Annotated in this window: 14 protein-coding genes; 9 read left to right on the forward strand and 5 right to left on the reverse strand. The window is 67.9% G+C overall.

Annotated features, from left to right (window positions below; translation table 11 throughout):
- Positions 1-190 precede the first annotated feature (190 nt).
- The 5 genes from ACFPCV_RS27730 to ACFPCV_RS27750 all read right to left on the reverse strand — a co-directional run bounded on the left by ACFPCV_RS27730 (position 191) and on the right by ACFPCV_RS27750 (position 7,115).
- Complete coding sequence (locus ACFPCV_RS27730) at positions 191-1,117, reverse strand: hypothetical protein (protein ID WP_378059290.1); 927 nt, start codon at positions 1,115-1,117, stop codon at positions 191-193.
- A complete protein-coding gene (locus ACFPCV_RS27735; RefSeq protein WP_378059291.1) occupies positions 1,110-1,568 on the reverse strand; it encodes a hypothetical protein in 459 nt (152 codons plus the stop codon). Before ACFPCV_RS27735 ends, ACFPCV_RS27730 begins: the two co-directional genes overlap by 8 nt.
- Before the next feature lie 298 nt (positions 1,569-1,866).
- Complete coding sequence (locus tag ACFPCV_RS27740) at positions 1,867-3,072, reverse strand: cation:proton antiporter domain-containing protein (RefSeq protein ID WP_378059292.1); 1,206 nt, start codon at positions 3,070-3,072, stop codon at positions 1,867-1,869.
- Between the two features lie 319 nt (positions 3,073-3,391).
- Complete coding sequence (locus ACFPCV_RS27745) at positions 3,392-6,562, reverse strand: succinic semialdehyde dehydrogenase (protein WP_378059293.1); 3,171 nt, start codon at positions 6,560-6,562, stop codon at positions 3,392-3,394.
- Between the two features lie 208 nt (positions 6,563-6,770).
- Entirely contained in the window at positions 6,771-7,115 is a 345-nt protein-coding gene (locus tag ACFPCV_RS27750) for a hypothetical protein (RefSeq protein WP_378059294.1), read from the reverse strand.
- Positions 7,116-7,768: 653 nt separating this feature from the next.
- Here ACFPCV_RS27750 and ACFPCV_RS27755 point away from each other — a divergent pair.
- From ACFPCV_RS27755 to ACFPCV_RS27795, 9 genes are read left to right on the forward strand one after another with little or no spacing between them, the layout of a single operon-like run.
- Complete coding sequence (locus tag ACFPCV_RS27755; protein ID WP_378059295.1) at positions 7,769-9,304, forward strand: AfsR/SARP family transcriptional regulator; 1,536 nt, start codon at positions 7,769-7,771, stop codon at positions 9,302-9,304.
- A 38-nt stretch (positions 9,305-9,342) separates the two neighbouring features.
- A complete protein-coding gene (locus ACFPCV_RS27760) occupies positions 9,343-9,504 on the forward strand; it encodes a hypothetical protein (protein WP_378059296.1) in 162 nt (53 codons plus the stop codon).
- A gap of 30 nt (positions 9,505-9,534) precedes the next feature.
- Positions 9,535-11,178 (forward strand): putative PEP-binding protein, encoded by a 1,644-nt coding sequence (locus ACFPCV_RS27765; RefSeq protein WP_378059297.1) that lies wholly within the window; start codon positions 9,535-9,537, stop codon positions 11,176-11,178.
- Positions 11,175-12,164 (forward strand): ABC transporter ATP-binding protein, encoded by a 990-nt coding sequence (locus tag ACFPCV_RS27770; RefSeq protein ID WP_378059298.1) that lies wholly within the window; start codon positions 11,175-11,177, stop codon positions 12,162-12,164. Before ACFPCV_RS27765 ends, ACFPCV_RS27770 begins: the two co-directional genes overlap by 4 nt.
- Entirely contained in the window at positions 12,161-12,958 is a 798-nt protein-coding gene (locus tag ACFPCV_RS27775) for an ABC transporter permease (RefSeq protein WP_378059299.1), read from the forward strand. Before ACFPCV_RS27770 ends, ACFPCV_RS27775 begins: the two co-directional genes overlap by 4 nt.
- Positions 12,945-13,748 carry an ABC transporter permease gene (locus ACFPCV_RS27780; protein ID WP_378059300.1) on the forward strand — a complete coding sequence of 268 codons (804 nt, stop codon included), beginning with the start codon at positions 12,945-12,947 and terminating at the stop codon, positions 13,746-13,748. The genes ACFPCV_RS27775 and ACFPCV_RS27780 overlap by 14 nt, the downstream gene beginning before the upstream one ends.
- A gap of 42 nt (positions 13,749-13,790) precedes the next feature.
- Entirely contained in the window at positions 13,791-15,713 is a 1,923-nt protein-coding gene (locus ACFPCV_RS27785; protein ID WP_378059301.1) for a RiPP maturation radical SAM C-methyltransferase, read from the forward strand.
- Positions 15,710-16,762, forward strand: a complete 1,053-nt coding sequence (locus ACFPCV_RS27790; RefSeq protein ID WP_378059302.1) for a nucleotidyltransferase family protein — start codon at positions 15,710-15,712, stop codon at positions 16,760-16,762. Before ACFPCV_RS27785 ends, ACFPCV_RS27790 begins: the two co-directional genes overlap by 4 nt.
- Positions 16,752-18,935: a peptidylprolyl isomerase gene (locus ACFPCV_RS27795; protein WP_378059303.1), complete on the forward strand. Its 2,184-nt coding sequence runs from the start codon at positions 16,752-16,754 to the stop codon at positions 18,933-18,935. The genes ACFPCV_RS27790 and ACFPCV_RS27795 overlap by 11 nt, the downstream gene beginning before the upstream one ends.
- The last annotated feature ends 16 nt before the right edge of the window (positions 18,936-18,951 follow it).

The following is an 18,951-nucleotide window of genomic DNA, read 5'->3' on the forward strand; positions in this document are numbered from 1 at the left end:
CATTGCGCGTAACGGTGGGTCGTCGGCCACACGTCGGAGGTCCACAATGGCCAGCTGGCCGGGGGGGTGGCGACCTGGACGTCGACCTCGTGGTCGTCACCCCGCTGCGCCGCTTCTCCCGCGCCGTTGCGGGGGAGGAGGGCAGCAGCCGACGTCCTTCTTGTCCGACAGGGAAAGCGATCGCGTTCGGCTACCTTGAAACCGTGGCGAGCAGCGGGGAGTCGGCTGGTTGGCGGGTCGCGCGGTTGCCAGCGAACACCAATCCGGCGACCAGGGCGCCGAACGCCAGCAGCGTCCAACCGTCGGGGTCGGTCAGGGGCTGGCCGCGGTACGCCTGCCACGTCAGCAGGGCGAGCAGGCCCGTGAAGCCGGCCGCGCCGATGCGCACCAGGCGGGACCGGACCGGTTCCGGCCACCGGGTCCGTGCCAGCAGCGCGTGCCACAGCAGCACCGCCTGCAGCGCGTGCATGCCGACGAAATGGGGGATGCGCAGGTCGCCTCCGGTGGTGCTCCACCCGAGCAACGGCAGGCCGGGGCCGCCGTCGGGCGCACCCACCGTGTGCGCGCCCATCGAGTGGAAGCCCTGGCCCGCGTTGGCCGCCGCGATCTGGTCGCCGGTGGGGATGGTCATCAAGGCGCCCACCCCGATGCCGACGAGGGAGATCACCGCGCCGAGGCCGACGGCCAGCCTGAGCGGGCGGTCCTGGATGTCACTGCGGAACACCAGCACGGTGAGCACGAGCGTGCCGCACCACACGACGGCGATCGACGCGGCCATGATCTGGTACAGGACCGTGTCGAACGGGGTTTCGAGGTTGAAGTGGCTGCGTCTGCCGCGCAGCACCTGCCCGACGATGACCACCAGTTCCAGGCTGAGGAGGCCGACGATCACGGCGGACACCCTGCGCACGACGCGTTCGCGGCGGTCGATCAGCCCGCACAGCCACGACCACGTCGCGCCGTACACCACACCCGAGATCGCGAACTTGAGCGGTTTGGCCCAGATCGGCGCGCCGCCGAGAACGCGGTCGTCGATGAGCAGCCCCGCTGTGGCGACGACCGCGAGCACCGCGCACGCACAGGCGAACACGAACATCGGCCGGTTCCAGCTAGACATGACCGGCCACCACCCCGAGGGCGAGCGCGCCGCCCAGTGTGAGCACGAGACCCTGCGACGCGTTCATGAACTTCCTGTCTATCGGCGGGAGCTCCTCGGGCAGCGCGAAGATCCGCAGCGGCCACAGATGCCAGGACACGTACACGAACAGCAGCACGACCCCGATGAGCAACACGGACTTCGTCGCCATCAGCGACAACCACACCGTGCCGGTGTCGGCCGTCGCGATCCGCAAGGCGATCAGCGCGACCCACGTCGGGAAGATGACCGCCATGGTGCCGAGGACAATCCAGCGCACCCCGTGCACCATCTCGGTGACGAACACCTCCCATACCGCGGGTTCCCGCGCGCGCATCGGGTGCCGCTGCACGAACATCACGCTGTAGCACATGCACCCGAACCAGCTCGCCAAGGCGGCTGTGTGCACGGCTTCGAGGACGGCGGTGATCATGTTTCCATGGTGTGCCAAGGAACTTGACTATCGCATGACGTGCGTCGGTGCATAAGTCGTGGAGATTTTCATTTCACTCGGCCTTATCACAGGTAAAGGGCGCGTCCGGGAATTCCCGGACGCGCCCTGCTGCAACGGATCAGTGCACGATCGCGTGCGTCTTGAATGGACTGTCGCGTCGGCACTCACACCATCCCTCGCCGTGGGACAGTGGGGTTGAGATTCATCGAGCTTTGTCTGCGCGCCTGTGCGCGGTGTCCGAGGTGCGCCGGTGAGCGATCAACGGCGCTTTCGGGACTCAGACCAGGGCCTCCTCCCGCTGGGGGATCAGCCGCAGCAGAGGTGCCGCCATGAGCGTCGTCACGAGCGCCATCAGCAGCATGATCGTGAACACCGTGGGGGTGATGACGCCGAGTTCGAGCCCCACGGTGAGGATGACGATCTCGGTCAGCCCTCTCGTGTTCATCAGCAGCCCGAGTGTCACCGACGTATGCCAGGTCTCGCCCGTCGCACGCGCCGCCAGCGCCGCGCCGCCGAACTTGCCCGCGACGGCCACCGCGATCACCAGTGCGGTGACCGCCCACAGCGCGGGCGAGGTGAGCAGGTCCACGCGTGTGCTCAGACCCGCGACCACGAAGAACACCGGCAGCAGCAGGTAGGTCACCAGCGACTCGAGGCGGTCGTGCACCTCCTGGCGCCACGGCTCCCGCTTCGGCATCACCACACCGGCCAGGAACCCGCCGAAGATGGCGTGGATGCCGATCTGCTCGGTGGTCCACGCGCTCACCAGCACGAGCGCCAGCACCGCCCACAGCGGCACCCGCTCGAACCTGGCGAGCAGCGGCGCGACGACCTTGAGCATCACGAGCACGTACACGACGGCCAGCCCGATCGTCAGCAGGGCGTCTCCCATGCCGGTCGATGACGTGACCGCCACGATCACCGCCAGCAGGCACCACGCCGTCACGTCGTCGATCGAGGCACAGGTCATGGCAAGGACACCGGTGCGGGTCTTGAGCAGGCCGGTCTCCCGCAGCAGCCGTGCCAGCACCGGGAACGCGGTGATCGACATCGCGGCACCCAGGAACAGGACGAAGGCCAGCCGGTCCGCCCCGGCGCCGTAGGCCGGGTACAGCCACAGCGCGACACCGGCGCCGAGCACCATGGGTACCACGATCGACGCCTGGCTGATCGCGACCGCCCTGCATCCCCGGCCACGCAGTGACCGGAAGTCCAGTTCCATCCCGATGAGGAACATGAACATCGCGAGCCCCAGGTTGGCGATCGCCTGCAACGCACTGATCACGCCGGCGGGGAAGAGGAACTCGAGTGCCTCCGGCCAGACCAGCCCCAGGAGGCTGGGGCCGAGAAGGATGCCCGCGATGATCTCGCCCATCACCCTGGGCTGGCCGACCTTCGCGATCAGCGAGCCGACGGCGCGGACACTCACCACCACGACACCCACGGACAACAGCACCTGCACGTTCGCCGCGGCAGCGGACATCGTGTCTCCTCCAGCGTCAGAGCCGGTTGTAGCGACCGGGAGCGAAGATGTTGGCCGGGTCCGAAGCACCCTTGAGAAGTCCACCGGCGGCCCAGACCGGGGTCTCCTGCCCGGTCGGGTAGGCCATGTTCGCGATGTCGACGCGGTAGAAACGGAACCCGTCCCCGTACAGCGCGGTGCGGGGCTGCGCTGCGCTCGTGCGCGTTGCGCACCTGGGCCGGAGCAGTCCGCATCGATCACTCCCCGTCCGAGACCACGACTTCGGTACGTGTTCACGACAACGCCGCGGCCGGCGCACGATGGCCGGCCGCGGCGGTGTTCACTTCAACCGCAGAGCCTTCATGATCTTGTAGACCATCGTGTTCTGGCGGGCCGCCTGCTCGCGGGTCACCCCCGGCTTCAGGTCGAAGCTGATGCCGTGCTGGCTCGCGACGGTCTGCAGCTCACAGAACGACAGCAGGCCGTACTCGCCGTGGCGGCGACCGAGGCCGGAGGACTTCATGCCGCCCTGTGGGGCGTCGTTCGAGATGTGGACCGACGCGAAGCTCTCGTTGATGTTGATCTGGCCCGCTTTGACCCGCGTGGCGATGTCACGGGCGTGTGCGACGTCGCGCGACCAGATGCTGGCGCCGAGGCCGTACTCGGTCGCGTTGGCGAGCGCGACGGCCTGGTCCTCGTCGGCGAACGAGTAGATCGACACCACCGGGCCGAAGGTCTCCTCGGTGTACACCGTCATGGCGGGAGTGACTCCGGTCAGGATCGTCGGCTCGTAGAAGTACGGGCCGAGATCCGGTCTGGCCTTGCCGCCTGCCTCGACCTTCGCGCCCTTGGCGACCGCGTCCTCGACGTGGCGCACGGTCTTGTCGAACTGCCGCTGTGAGGACAGCGAGCCGATGTCGTAGCCGAAGTCCAGTCCGGAGCCGAGCGTGAGCGTGCGGGTGTGTTCGACCATGCGCGCGAGGAACGTCGCGTAGACCGACTCGTGCACGTAGATCCGCTCGTTGGACAGGCAGTTCTGGCCACTGCTCGTGAAACCGGCGCGGGCCGCGCCCTTGACCGCCTTGTCCAGGTCGGCGTCGGCGAGCACGATCATCGGGTTCTTGCCGCCGAGTTCGAGTGTCGCGCTGATCAGCTTGCTGCCCGCGGCCTCGGCCACCTTGCTGCCCGAGGCGGTGGAGCCGGTGAAGCACACGTGGTCGGCGCCGTCGATCAGGGCCTGACCGATCTCGTCCGGTTCGCCGACGACGATCTGCCACAGACTGGCGGGAAGCCCCGCCTTGATCATCAGCTCACGCGAGAGCAGCGATGTCAGCGCGACCTGGGTGTCCGGCTTGAACACCACGGCGTTGCCCGCCATGAGCGCCGGGATGACGTCGGTGTGGCCGTCCGCCAGTGGGTAGTTGAACGGCGCGATGATCGCGACGACGCCCTTGGGGTGGCGCAGCTCGGTCGGCCTCGTGGCGATCGGCAGACCGCCCTTGCGGCGGCGCGGCTCGAGGAACCGGCGCGCGTGGCGCGCGTAGTAGAGCGACATGCCCGCGACGTCGAGGCTCTCCTCCACCGCGTTGTAGCGCGCCTTGCCGGTCTGCGCCTGCACCACGTCCAGCAACTGCTGGTTGCCGAGCACGAGGTCGTGGTAGCGGCGGAAGACCTTGGCCCGCTCGGACACCGGCACGGCCGCCCATCTCGCCTGTGCACCACGCGCTCTGGCATATGCGGCAGCGACGTCCTCGCTGGTCGAGGTCCGGACGTCGACCAGCGGATCGCCCGTCCACGGCGCGGTGGCCGTCACGACCGGTCCGGTACCCGTGAGCTGCCCGGCGAGGTGCTGGGTCAGTGTCCTGGAGAGCAGTGGGCTCGCGCTGATGGAACGTGTCACGTTCGCAGTCCTTCCAAGGCGTCGCGATGCACGAGGTTTCGAGTCATAGGCCGGGTCCGGTTTCCGCAGACCTGCCGCGGTCAGCAGCCGAGCACCGCCGACTGCCGCGGTGAGAAGCGCTGTCTGGGCGACACTGAATCCCGACGGGAGGCTCAGGATCGTTTTCCGTGCGTTCCTGTGATCGCTGTGCGGGCCGAACAACCGGTAGGCCGCCGGCACCTGGGAACCGCTCCACAAGCGGTAGGCCAGCGCAGGGCTGGCCAGGATCTCCGGCCGCCACGGCGAGCATCCGATCAGCTTCGCCATGCCGATCATGAACCGGTTGTAGTGAACCAGCGTCCGCAGGTCGGGGTTGCCGAAGAAGACCTCGTTCTCGAAGGCCGCTTCCTGCTCGATGAGTTCCTCGAGCCGCGCCGGTTCCGGCAGCGTCCTCTTGCCGCTGCACAGGAGCGCGAAGTAGCGGCTCTGCATCTCGGAGCAGGCGGGCACGCCACCGGCGGTCGGCCTCGCCCATCCGATGAAGACCACACCGGTGCCGAGCTCCGGATGGATCATGTGCTTGTACATCTTTCGAACGTCGTCGATGTCGACGTCCTTCACGAGGCTGAAATCCTCGACGTACCCCGTGTTCAACATGATGGTGTCGACCGTCTCCCGGCGGCCGTCCTTGAACACGACGTAGTCCTTGCCAAGCCGCTCGATGCCCGATGCGTTGACCGTCAACGTGCCGTCGGTGATCCGGTGGAGGAAGGCCTCGTTCTTGGTGATGAAGTGGTTGAAGTAGTGGTCGTTCTTCGAGTTCCACGCGGCCACGGCCCTGGAAGCGACGGTCTTGCCGAACCGCTTGGCCAGCTTCGTCCCCAGGCGCTGGAACGGGGTGATGACAGACAGCGGCATCGCATTGAGCAGGTAGCTCGTAAAGGTGTCGTTCGTGTGTTCCCGTCCTCGCGGGTACCTCGCGATGACCGGCTGGTAACGCCGGACGGACAGGGCGCAGTGGTCCGCGACCTGGGCGATCTCACTGACGACGTCCGCCGCTGTCTCTCCGATCCCGATGCAGAGGACCCGCTTCCCGCGGAATCGCTCCGCGTTCCGGTAGTGCGCCGAATGCGTGATCTCGCCGGTGAAGTCGTCCTGGCCGGGGAGGTCGACGTAGTTCGGGACGCGGTGCGTTCCGGTGGAGACGACGACCGCGTCGAAGCGATGCACCGTCCGCGCGGCGGGATCGTCCACCGGGGCGACCTCGACGACATAGCCCTCGCCGCTTTCGTCCTTCGTCACGCCCAGCACGTCCGTCCCGTACCGGATGCTGGGGCCGAGATCGAACTTCTCGATGAAATCCAGCAGGTACTGCCGGTATTCGGCGGCCGACCAGTACCGCCGCTCGTCATCCCGCGGCGGGAAGCTGGAGAAGGTCATCATGTAGTTGGAGATGGTCAGTTTGGTCGAGTCGTAGGCGCCCGGTTCGTCGGACCCGACCCCGGCGCGGAACATCCCGCCGGGGCTCGCACTGTGTTCGAAACAGGTGACTGAATGATTTTCGGCCAGCAGCTCTTTCGTCGCGACCAAGCCCGACGGGCCCGCGCCGATCACGCAGACGTTCTTTCTCATTCCAACCTCGATATCTCGAGCGGTGCCTTGTCCGGATGACTGCGTTCTGTCGTGGCCGGCCTGCCGGGTCAGCATGGTGCGAAGCAAACCCTTCGGACTGTCGTGGCCGGCGATCAAGTTCGAGCTTTTACACCGGATCCACCATCACCGTTCGGTGGTAGCGGGGTCCTCACCCTTCGATAGTGTCAGCCACGGTTCCGCGTCCGGGTCAGCGCCAGGTCTCGCCCTCCTTTAACTCTGGTCGCAGGCGGCTGGGTTTTCCGCGCGACTTCATCCGCCTGATGTCGGCGGCGAGGGCGCGGAGCAGGGAATTCAGCCCAGTCCAGCCGAGGAAAGCGCCGAGGCGATTGTGGGACCGTGGCCGAAGAAAATTCTTGCCGAGCGAGTGGAACAGGGTGAACCGGCGCGGTTCGGCGAGAAACCGGCTCGTCATCGCTGCCGAGATGTTCCACACGGCGACGCGCTTCCGGACCGGAACTGTAAGACGTTCGGGGTAAATCCTGATCTTGAAAGTGTATTCGACGGCCGACGTGAGTTGCCGGTTCTGACTCAAAACGACCGCGGTTGCGCCGCCATTCGGCGGTACCCCGAGCTCCGTTCCGGTGCCCGATGCGTGGGTGCGGTGCAGTGTTCTGGTCGGCCACAGAACGGGAAGACCTCGCCGTTCTGGAAGGCCCGGACGAATTCGGAGCCCGGTATCTTCGATCGATGTAGTCGATACGCGAGCAGAACCAGGCAAGATCACAACCTCGCTTGTCTCCCCGCATGGACTGGGATCATGGCGACAGGTACGTACCTACCGCCAGGAGCGACAACGCGCGTGGCTGTCGATTCGCATTCAGCCGTATCGATACCGCCCGGACTCGCGAGACGTCACGACATGCTTGATCGAAAGACCAATTGCAGGTCCAGGCGCATCTTGATCAGTGCGCCGCTCGTACGCATACGCCGCTCGCGCGCGCCGACTACGCCAAGCAGACTCACCTCGCGTGCCCGATCTGCTATAGGTATTGAGGTGGTCGGCCTCTCAGGATGCGAGGCGCGGCGGCAAAGGCGAGGGTGGTGGTGCAAGCGCGATCGAAGCCGCACATCTGGTACCCCGGCGGACTGGCCCGTCAGCCGTGATCGCGGGAACACGCCGGGCTCGGATGGAGTGGTCGAGCACGCCTGTTCATCGAACACGTATCTGTATGGGGGAGAACCGCCATGGGGTCCCAGCACGGCCACCTGGTGCCGGCCGACGATTCGGAACCGGCCCAGCAGTCGAACCGCATCGCGGTGCGACTGCTGGGCCCGCTCACGGTCGTCGTCGGCGGACGGACAGTGGAGCTGACCACCGGACGGCTCCGCACGCTCGTCGCCGCATTGGCCCTGTCCGCAGGGCAGCCCGTGACCGTCGGCCAACTGGCGACCGCGGTGTGGGGCCAGAACCTGCCGGTCGACGTGCGACGGACAGTGTCGACCTACATGGCCCGGCTGCGTACCGCTCTCGGAGCGGAGTCCATCGTGTTCGACCCGGCGGGTTATGTCTTGCGGGCAGTGCCGGACGACGTCGACCTTCTCCGGTTCGACCGGCTGCTGGATGCCGCCGCGAAGACCGCCGACCCTGCTCGGGCAGCCGAGCTTGTCGACGAAGGGCTGGCACTGTGGCGTGGCGTACCGTTCGAGGGGGTGCAGTCGGCCTGGCTCGAGACCACCGAGGCGCCGCGCGTCATCGACCGCTACCTCTCGGCGGTCGAGCATCGGGTCGACCGACTCATCACGACGGACCGCGCCGCCGACCTGCTGCCCCAGCTGCGGCAGCTGACGACGCGGTTCCCTCTGCGGGAGTCGCTGTGGGCGCGCTTGCTCCTGGTGCTGGACCGGTGCGACCGGCCGATCGAGGCGCTCAAGCACTACGAGCTGATCCGGGCACGGATCGATGTGGAACTCGGCGTCGATCCTGGGCAGGAACTTCAGCGGATCCACCGGGAACTCCTGGGCCACACGCTGGTCAGCTCGACGGCAGTGCGCGCGCCAGGACTCAGGATCGTGCCGCGCCAGCTGCCGGCCGACGTGAACGGCTTCGCCGGTCGCGCCGCCGAGGTCGAGGAGTTGGACGACCTGATCGGCGGTGGTGACGCCAGGATGCGGTCAGCGCGGATCGTGGTGATCGGCGGGATCGCGGGCGTGGGGAAGACCGCGTTGGCGGTCCACTGGGCCCACCATGCCGCCCACCGCTTTCCGGACGGCCAGTTGTACATCGACCTGCGCAGCCATGACCCGGCCGGCGCGGCGATGACTCCGGCCGAGGCGATGGATGTCCTGCTCGACTCCCTGCAGGTGCCCGCACAGGACCGTCCGCGCTCCGTCGAAGGCCAGGCCGCGCTCTACCGCAGCGTGCTGTCGGGCAGATGCGTGCTGACGGTGGTGGACAACGCCAGGGACGCCGATCAGGTCCGACCCTTGCTGCCCGGGGGACCCGGCTGCGTGGCCGTGGTGACCGCGCGGAACCCGCTGACCGGCATCGTCGTCAGCCTCGGCGCCCGAGTGCTGCAGTTGAACCGCCCGACGGTCGAGGAGGCGCGGCAGCTCCTGGTCAACCGGGTCGGCGTCGAGCGGGCTTGTGCCGAGCCGCAGGCCGTGGCGGAGATCATCGAGTCCTGCGCGCGGCTGCCGCTGGCGCTGGCACAGGTGGCCGCCGCCTCTTCGGAGCGTCCACTGTCCGACGTGGCCGCGCACCTACGCGAGAAATGCGGATGAAGGCGATCTGAAGCCACTCGTTCCTAAGCTCTGATGGCATGACCGATTCCGCAGCCGGAACGAACGAGTCCGCACGCCGCGAGGCCGCCGAGGACCTGGCCGAGCTCGAATTCACCCCCCTCACACCGGAAGAAGCCGCCGAGGTGGACGACCGTGTCTACCTGCTGGGTGTCTGCCGGGAGTACTACAACGTCCGATAGCAGAGTGTGAGAGATCATTCTGTGCCGATCATGGACCCGGCCACGACCACCGCCGAACGGACAACGGACACCACGCAGGATCTCCGGACACCGATCAGCGGCGGAACGCTCGCGGAATCCGTCGCCACCCGCCACGCACGCGGTGAGCTCAGTTCAGCGCAGGCCCTCGCGGCCCTCGACCCGCGCGAACTGGAGCGTGCCCTGACGTTGACAGCGGACGTCAGCGGCCTGGTCACCGTGGTGCGTGGCCTCGGTGTGTCACCGGGCGTCGCGAGCGGTGTCCTGGTGTTCGACGGGCAGGCGGCGGTCGCAGCACGCGAGGACGGCCTCGAACCCGTCCTCGCGCTACCCGAGTCACGTCCCGAGGACCTGCCGGGGTTGCTCGCTTCCGCGGCCGTCGTGACAGAGCATGGTGGCCAGACCACCCACGCCGCCGTCGTCACACGTGCGCTGGGCCTACCGTGTGTCGCCGGCCTCGTGGACGGTGTCATCACCGATGGGAGAGGTCTCAGAGCCGCGCGCGGAGAGGTGCTTGTGGCAGGCGACGTCGTGACGGTCGACGGAGCCTCCGGGAAGGTGTACCGCGGCCGCCCGGCTGAGCCGCTCGCAAAGGGGAAGAAGAACGCGGAGCTGCTGCACTGGCTCGACGTCGTGCTCAAGGACATGCCGGGCCTGTCCGTGCAGGTCAACGCCGACTCGGCGGAAGCGGCGGCACGAGGGCGGGATCTTGGTGCGGTCGGCGTCGGGTTGTGCCGGATCGAGCACATGTTCCTCGGTGACCGTCGGTCACTACTCGAACGAGTCATGGTCGCCCGCCCCGGACCAGAACTGACCGAAGGTCTCGCCGAGCTGTACGCGGTGCTGCGCACCGAGCTCACCGAGCTCCTCGTGGCCATGGATGGTTCGACAGTGGCGATCCGGCTGCTCGACCCGCCCCGGCACGAGTTTCTCCCCGACCCCGCGTCGATCGCGGACCACGGCCTTCGAGTGGTGCTGGACAGGCTGCGCGAGCACAACCCGATGCTGGGGGTGCGCGGTGTGCGGCTCGGCATCCTCGTGCCCGCACTGACCGTGGCCCAGATCCAGGCATTGGTCGACGCGACGATGGCGGTTCGCCGGATGGGACACGATCCACGACCGGAACTGCTGGTGCCGATGGTCAGCACGCCCGCCGAGGTGGATGTGGTCCGGCGTCTGCTGGACGACGTCTGCGCACAGGTGAGGGTGTCGGCGGCGGACCTGCCGGTCACGGTGGGCGCGATGATCGAGACGCCGCGCGCAGCCCTGCTCGCCTCTCGGCTGGCCGAGCGAGTCGACGCGATCTCGCTGGGGACGAACGACCTGACGGCGCTGATGTGGGGACTGTCCCGCGACGATGCCGACCGGCACCTGCTGCCGGCCTACCGGGATCTCGGTGTGGTGGAACGGTCGCCGTTCGAGCGGCTCGACATCGAGGGTGTCGGTGCGTTGATCCGACAGGTGATCCGGGACGCGCGGAAGGTACGCCCCGGCATCCGGATCGGAGTCTGCGGCGAGCAGTCGGCCGAACCCTCGGCGGTGAGTTTCCTCGTCGCAGCAGGAGTCGACCACATCTCCTGTGCGGCACCCAGGATTCCCCTCGTGCGGCTCGCCGCGGCGCGGCAGCGGTTGCTGGACCAGGGGGGAGCCGGGTGAACGGCACAGCGATCGAGGTCGAGGGCGTCAGCCGGACGTTCAAGGCGCGCGGTGGGGATGTCAACGCGTTGAACGACGTGCACCTGCGAGTCGGGCAGGGCGAGATCGTCGGACTGCTGGGGAGCAATGGCGCGGGCAAGACGACGTTGACCAAGATCCTGGCCACCCTCCTGCTGCCCTCCAGCGGGACGGCGCGCATCTTCGGCCTCGATGTCACCAGAAAGCGGCGGGAGGTCCGCCGGATGACCGGCGTCGTCCTGGGTGGAGAACGCGGCCTGTACGGAAAGTTGAGCGGCCGGGAGAACCTGCGGTTCTTCGCGATGCTCGCCGGTGTCGGCCGGCGTCGCCTCACGACGCGGCTGGAGGCGGCGTTGGAGCACGTCGGGCTCGCCGACGTGGCGGACCGCGCCGTGGAGACCTACTCCAAGGGCATGCGCCAGCGGCTGCACCTCGCCATCGGCATGATCAACGAGCCGCCGGTGCTGCTCCTCGACGAGCCGACCGTGGGCCTTGACCCCGTCGAGGCCGAGCGCCTGCGACACGATGTCGCCGCCCTCCGGGACCAGGGCACCTCGGTGCTGCTGACCAGCCATCTCCTGCTTGACATCGAACGTCTCGCCGACCGGGTGGCGATCCTGGCCGACGGCCGGGTGGTGGCCGACGTGGGGGTCGCGGAGTTCGGGAAGCTGGCCGGATACACGGCGATCGTCACGGTCCGCGGCACGGGAACCCCGCCCGCACCCGAGGTCGGCTGGTCCTCGCAGGTCATGGTGGACGACCTCGTCGAGACGAGTGGGTTGTGGACGCTGCGCCTGCGAGTACGGGACTGGAGCGCCGAGTCGTTCGGCCGGCTGGGTGCGGCGCTGGGTGACGCCACGATCCTCGGCGTGGACGTAGCGGCGCTGCGGCTCGAGGACGTGTACTCCCACGTCGCGGCACAACTGGCCGCGAGCGACCGGACCGAGTTCGGCGAGGTGCGCCGGTGAGGGACCTGCTGACGTCACCAGATCGCCTGCAGAACGCGGTCTGGACCTTCTTCACCGCGGCGCGCACCGAACAGCGAAGCATGCGCGGAAATCCGCTGCTGTTGGTCAACGCAGGGTTTCTGCCCGTCGTGCTGCTCGTCATCGCGGTGGAAACGAAGCGTCCCGCGCCCGATGGCGCCGCGGAGGTCGTGGCATCGGTGATGCTCACAGCGCTGTGGGGTTCGACCGTCTGGACCAGCGGTGGCGTGCTGCGCCGCGAACGCACCTACGGAACGCTGGCCCGGTGCGTGTGCGGGGTCGAGTCACCCACGCTGGTCCTGTTCGGCAAGAGCCTCGGTGCCACGCTCTACGGTGTCGGCACGATCCTGGTCTCGACGATCGGAACCCTCCTCCTGGTAGGCCTGCCGGTCGCCGTCGCGCACCCGTTCTGGACGGCGCTGGGGCTGGCCGTCGTCGTCGTCTCCGCGACGGCGCTCGGGGCGCTGCTGTCCTGTCTCTTCCTCCTGACCCGCAACGGACTGATCTGGTCCGGCGCGCTGATGTACCCGGTGTTCGTGCTCGGCGGGTTGTTGATTCCCCAGGACGTGCTTCCCACGTGGTTGCGCTGGGTGCCGCAGCTGCTGAGTCTGCGCTGGATCAACGAGTTCCTCGCCGGTGCGGCGGGCGGCCGGCTCGCGGCCGCCCCGCTGGTGATCGCGGTGCTGCTGACCGCCGGGTACGGCGTGATCGCCTGGCGCACCTACCGGTGGTCGATCAACAAGGCGCTGGAGCGAGGCTCCCTTGACTACACGTGAGCGGGCGCAGACGAGCCTGTCGCTGTGGCGGGTCGCCGAGGCCGCACGATTCGGCTGGCGGGAGTACGCCGCGAACCTCCCGCCCGCCGCCACGATCTTCGCCACCATCCCCAAGGGCGTGCTGCAGATCGTGTTCTTCACGGTGCTCGGTGGTGTGGTCGCAGGCGAGCACCACACGCAGTACGCGTTCGTCGGTGGTCTGGTCATCGCACTGACCACGACGAACACGGTCAACGTCATCAACGTGCCGTTCGGGGACAAATACCACGCGACCTTCTGGCGGATCCGCACAGGTGACATGCCTGTCGCCGCGGTCCTGTACGCCCGGGCGGCGCCCTATCTCGCAGTAGGCTTCGGCCTCTTCCTCATCGAGGCGACCATCGCGGCAGCCCTGCTGGGACTGACGAACCTCGGCCTGCACGTGTTGCCCTGGCTGCCCATCTTCGCGCTGATGGCCTGTGGCTACGCCCTGCTGGGCATCGCCGCCGCGACACTGACGATCGCCAAGCGAGCCGACGTGCTCGCCCCGAACCTGCTCGGCTACCTGACAATCCTGTGCAGCGGCGCGTTTCTGCCACCGGACAAGGTCGGCTGGATCGACACGATCGGGTCGGTACTACCGGTGAGACACGGCTTGGCCGCCGTCCACGCGGGCATGGCAGGACGACCCTGGCTGGCCGAGGCACTCCTGGAACTCACGATCTGCCTTGTGTCGGCGGTGCTCGGCCTGTTCGCCGTCGCCGTCCAGACCCGCCGCGCGACCAGACACGGACACGACGACTTCGCCTGACCCCGGACACGACGAGTTCGTACCGACGAATTGGGGGATCTGATGACCCGTACCGAGATCCTGCTGTCGCCGTCGCGCCCGGCGGCGCCGTCCACCGAGCCGGACGTCGCGCCGACCCGGTCCCTGCGTGTCGCCATGGTGAACATGCCCTGGGCCCGGGTCAACGCTCCGTCCATCCAATGCGGACTCCTCCAGTCGATCGCCCGCCGCGCCGGGCACCACTGCGACACCCACTACCTCAACATCGAGTTCGCCGCGTTCCTCGGCGGACCCGGCTACGACAAGTTCGCCATGATGGACTCCCTGCGGCTGCACTTCCTCGGCGAGTGGCTGTTCTCCTACGCCGCGTTCGGCGAGGTGATGCCGACATCGGAGTACCTGACCACCTATCCCGAGGTCGTGGCCGACTGGTCGGAGTGGATGGGCGGGGATGCCGACCACCTCGTCACGACCCAGCGCGAAACGCTGCCGGAGTGGATCGCCGATTGTGCGGCACGCCCCGAATGGGGCGGCTACGACGTCATCGGGTTCACGTCGACCTTCCTGCAGACCACCGCGGCGCTCGCGCTCGGACGAGCGATCAGACAGGCACACCCGCAGACGGCACTGGTCTACGGGGGCGCGAACTTCGACAGCGACATGGGGCTCGAGTACGCGCGGAAGCTGCCCTGGCTGGACTACGTGGTCGCAGGCGAGGGAGATGTCACCTTCCCGGCTCTCCTCAACGCCATCGCCGACGGCCGGGAGGTACGGATCCCCGGTGTGCACCGATACGGCGAGCCCCCCGAACCGCCGTCGACCGGTCTGCTGGGACCATCCGGGCTCGACGAGCTCCCGGTGCCGGCCTACCGGGACTACTTCGACGCCCTGGACCGGTTCGGTCGCGAAGAGGTGCTGGTACCCAAGGACCCGATCAGGTTGCCGGTCGAGTTCTCCCGCGGGTGCTGGTGGGGGGCCAAGCACCACTGCACGTTCTGCGGGCTGAACGCGTTGAACATGGCCTTCCGGTCCAAGTCGGGACCCCGCGCGGTCGACGAGCTCGCGTCGCTACTGCGCGAATACCGGGTCGTGCACGTCGACGCCGTGGACAACATCCTAGACATGCGGTACCTCACGTCGTTCTGCGCCGAAATGGCAGAACGTCACTGGGACGTGAACATGTTCTTCGAGGTCAAGGCCAACCTCACCCGCGAGCAGGTCAGAACGATGAAGCTGGCCGGGATCATGCGGGTCCAACCCGGAATCGAGAGCCTGAGCAGCAACGTGCTCCGGTTGATGCGCAAGGGCTCGAGCCTGCTCATCAACGTCCGGCTGCTCAAATGGGCGCGCTACTACGGCATCCGCGTCGCCTGGAACCTGCTCGCCGGCTTCCCCGGTGAGAAGGACGAGGACTACACCGAACAGCTGCGATTGATCCCCTTGCTCCACCACCTCGAACCCCCAACCGGATGCCAGCGAATCTGGCTCGAGCGGTTCAGCCCCTACTTCACCGACGAGTCGTTCCCGATGCAGAACAAACAACCACAGGAGTCGTACCGGCACATATTCCCCGCCTACCTGGATCACGCCAAGATCGCCTACTTCTACCGGTACGAGTCGCCGGGGACCTGTTCCAACGCGACGATCGCGAAGATGAACGACGCCATCGACACCTGGCAGGAACGCGACGAGCAGAACGCCACCCTGGTGGTGCAGCGGCTGCCCGGCCGGCTCACGATCATCGACAAACGGACATCCGAGCCCCGTCGCCTGGTGCTGACCGGCTGGCGAGCAGACGCCTACGACGCGTGCGGTGACACGGCGCGTACACCGGCCAAGGTGCGGGAACGAGTGGGCGCCGACGAGTCCGAAGTGTCCGTCGAACGCGTGACGGACTTCCTCGACGGATGCTGCCGTGCCGGCATCATGATCTCTGACGAGGGCATGTACCTCGGTCTCGCCCTGCCCGAGAACCCGGGCTGGTGATGAAATGCGCGCAGCCGATGGGGCTGTGGCGGGAGACGGTCGCCGAACTGGCGGCAGCCGAGGGCGCTGACGCCGCGTTCGTGGCGGGCAGCAGGGTGGTGGGGCTGGGCAACACCTCCAGCGACGTCGATGTCTACCTGGTTGGGCCCGACCTGCGCGAATCCCGGCGGCAGCTGTTCGTCGAAGGCACCCGGGTCGACGTCAAGACACTCGCCACCGAGTGGTTGACCAGCCTGGTGGGCCGGGTCCTTGCCGACTACCCCGCTCCCGACGGCAGCCGGGTGACCGACGCGGATCTCACGATCGCCGTCCGACTGCTCACCGCGGACATCGTCACCGACACCGGTTGCCTGACCAACCAGCAGCAGCGGCTCCGCGCCTCCCCGCTGCCCCTGCGCCGCAGGATAATCAGCAGCTGGACTCGAATCGCGTACTCCGCCGTCGAAGACGTGGCCGGCTTCCGGCACTCGGCGGACCGGCTCGACCTGGACGCGGCGATCACAGCCGGACGCAGAGCGCTGCTCGCCGCGGGCAAGGCCCTGGCGGCGGGCTGCGGTGACCTCCACCAAGGGGACAAGTGGGTCTGGCACCAGCTCGCCCGAAGCGCCCCGGTGGGCTTCCCACTCGCCGAATACCGACGCCTCATGCACCACGACACTTCCGAGGGCCTCGGCGAACTGATCTCTCTCGTCCAGACCAGCGTTGTCGCCGCGATGACCCTCGGCTGGTGGGACGTGCCGCTCGCGCACTGGCCGGTGTGGACGGACTGCGGCGGGCCATTGCGGCGGGCCGCGTACTCCCTCCCGTGTGCGTCCGACCGGGAGACGCTCATCGTCGTACCTGGCGCGCGGGTGTTCCGGGTGCCTGGCGAAACCCTGTTGATCTGGGGCCTGTGCCATGGCTCGTCACCGGACCGAGTGGCCGACGCCGCGGCAGCGCTGGGCCCGCTCGTCAAGCCCTGGAACACGGTCACCACCCGACGGTGCCACGCTGTTCTGAAGGAACTGGCCGACGCGGCTCTGATCACTGGAGCACACCGTGAGGATTGACCACACCCGCAGCCCCGTGCTTGACCTCTTCCTCCTCATGCAACGCGAACTGCACGACCGCTTCTCGTTCGAGGCGATGCTGCTGCCTCGTCCGCAGGTTCCCGAGGTGGCAGCGTTCTGGAACGGGTTCGAACTGTGGGCACCGATCGTCCGTAACAACATCCCGTCCGCCGTCGCCGACGCACCCGAGCCGGCGAAGCTGACGGCGCTCATCACCGACGAGCGACTGGCTGCTGGTGCCGAGCTCATCACCACCGCGATGGTCGCGGCCGAACCCACCCTCATGCCCGTCATCGCCCAGCACGAAGAGCTCCGGGCCCGGGCGGCTGCCGACCTGGACGAGGTACTCGACCCAGATCACTACCTCGGTCCGCTGTGCCAGGCGCTGGGAACACCCGCGACATCCAGGACCTTGGCCCTCCACCTGGTGCCCTACGCACCACACACGCCATCGGTGGGCTACCTCGTAGAGTCGGAGACACTGACCGGCCTGTACGTCGACTGCAACCGCTTTCGCGGCGCCACCATGGCGGACAGCGTGCTCACACTCCTGGGCTGGGCGCACCTCATCGAGACGCGGGACGACCCGGCCAACCTGTCGGTCGAGCTGGCCAGGCGGCTGCCCGGCTCCGCACCGTACCAACGCAGACTGCGGGTGCTGCTGAGCAAGATCCTCGTCGAGATGCTGGCGGGCCACCTGGTCCGCGACGTACGCCCGGAGCACCGCCCCTGCTTCGACGTGCTCGGCTCACAGTGGCGCTACCCGAGGCTCTTCGCCGTCGCTCAACGGCACTGGGCCCGCTACCTGCGCGGCGACCTGAGCCGGGCCGACGCACTGGTCGGCATCGCCGACGACCTCGCGGCGTACAGTCCACGCTGGTTCGTCGACCACATCGACCCGTCCAGCCTCGCGGCGGATTTCTACCTGCTGGAATGGATGGCAGCCGAGGGCAACGGTGCGGCCCGAAAACACCTGGCCGCGTGGCTCCCCCAACTGTGCGCCGACCTCGCAGGCCACCTCGACGTCGCCATCGGGAGTGAACTCGGCCATTTCGGCCGGATGCCGCTGGACCTGTGTGCGCCACCGCTGGCGCATTTCCTGCGTGAAGTCGGCACCGGGGACAGCCGGGTGGCCTGGCCGCGCCTGCGATCGGAACTCGGGCACGCGACCGCCCTCGAGTTCGCCCGTCAGGCCTTCGCAGGCCCTGGGGTCGAGTTCGGCGGCATGGCCTGGCACCCGATCACCGAGATGGTGGAGCGCTACGTCACCAGGGAGCTCCCGGACCGGGTCTTCGTCGACCAGTGCTTCACGCTCGAGCACAACAACGGCTCGGTCTTCGACAAGTTCTACGACGTCCAGGACATGCCCACGGTGCTCGACGCACAGGCCAGGACAGACGTGGACACGCTGTCACGGCACGCCTCGGCGGCGGTGCGGTCGTTGCTGCGACACCACCGGGAACGGTCCCAGGCATCGGTTTCGGAGCCGGACAACTGGTTCGAGCTGAGCCTGCACCAGGCCCGCCCGGGAGGGCTGGGTTGCGGCAACCGCGCCGAACCCGGTGAGTTCGACCCGGTGCACGACCCATTCCTTCACAACGCGGTCAACGTGCGGCGAATGCGCGTCCGGTCACCCGTGCCCTCCTCGCTCACCACCTACCGATCAGCCCGCGTGGTTCTGCACACCACCATGGGAGACGTGTGCGTGGAACTCTGGCCGGACACCGCGCCGTACACGGTCGACAACTTCGTCGGGCTGGCAGGCGGGGGCCGGGAATGGGTCGATCCGCGCACCGGGAAGCCGGGGGAGGGTGGCTTCTACGACGGCACCGCCTTCCATCGGCGAGTGCCCGGCTTCTGCGTCAACGGTGGCGACCGGCGCGGTACCGGCGAGGGCAGCGCGGGCTACCGCTGGTTCGAGGAGATAACCACCGGCCCTGCGTTCGACCAGCCGTTCCGGGTGGCGATGCTCAACCGTGCCGGGCCCGGGTCGGGCAGCACGGGCTCGCAGTTCTTCATCACCGTGGCACCGGCACCGCACCTCGAGGGTGCGTACGCGGTCTTCGGCGAAGTGTCCGGCGAGCCGTGCAGGCAGGTCGTGCTGCGCATCTCGGAATCCCCGGTGCCCGTCGTGATCGAGTCCACAACGGTGACTGCCACACCGGCCACCTGAAACCAGAACCGCTGGG

This window comes from Actinophytocola glycyrrhizae, assembly GCF_042653545.1.
Lineage (GTDB): Bacteria > Actinomycetota > Actinomycetes > Mycobacteriales > Pseudonocardiaceae > Actinophytocola > Actinophytocola glycyrrhizae.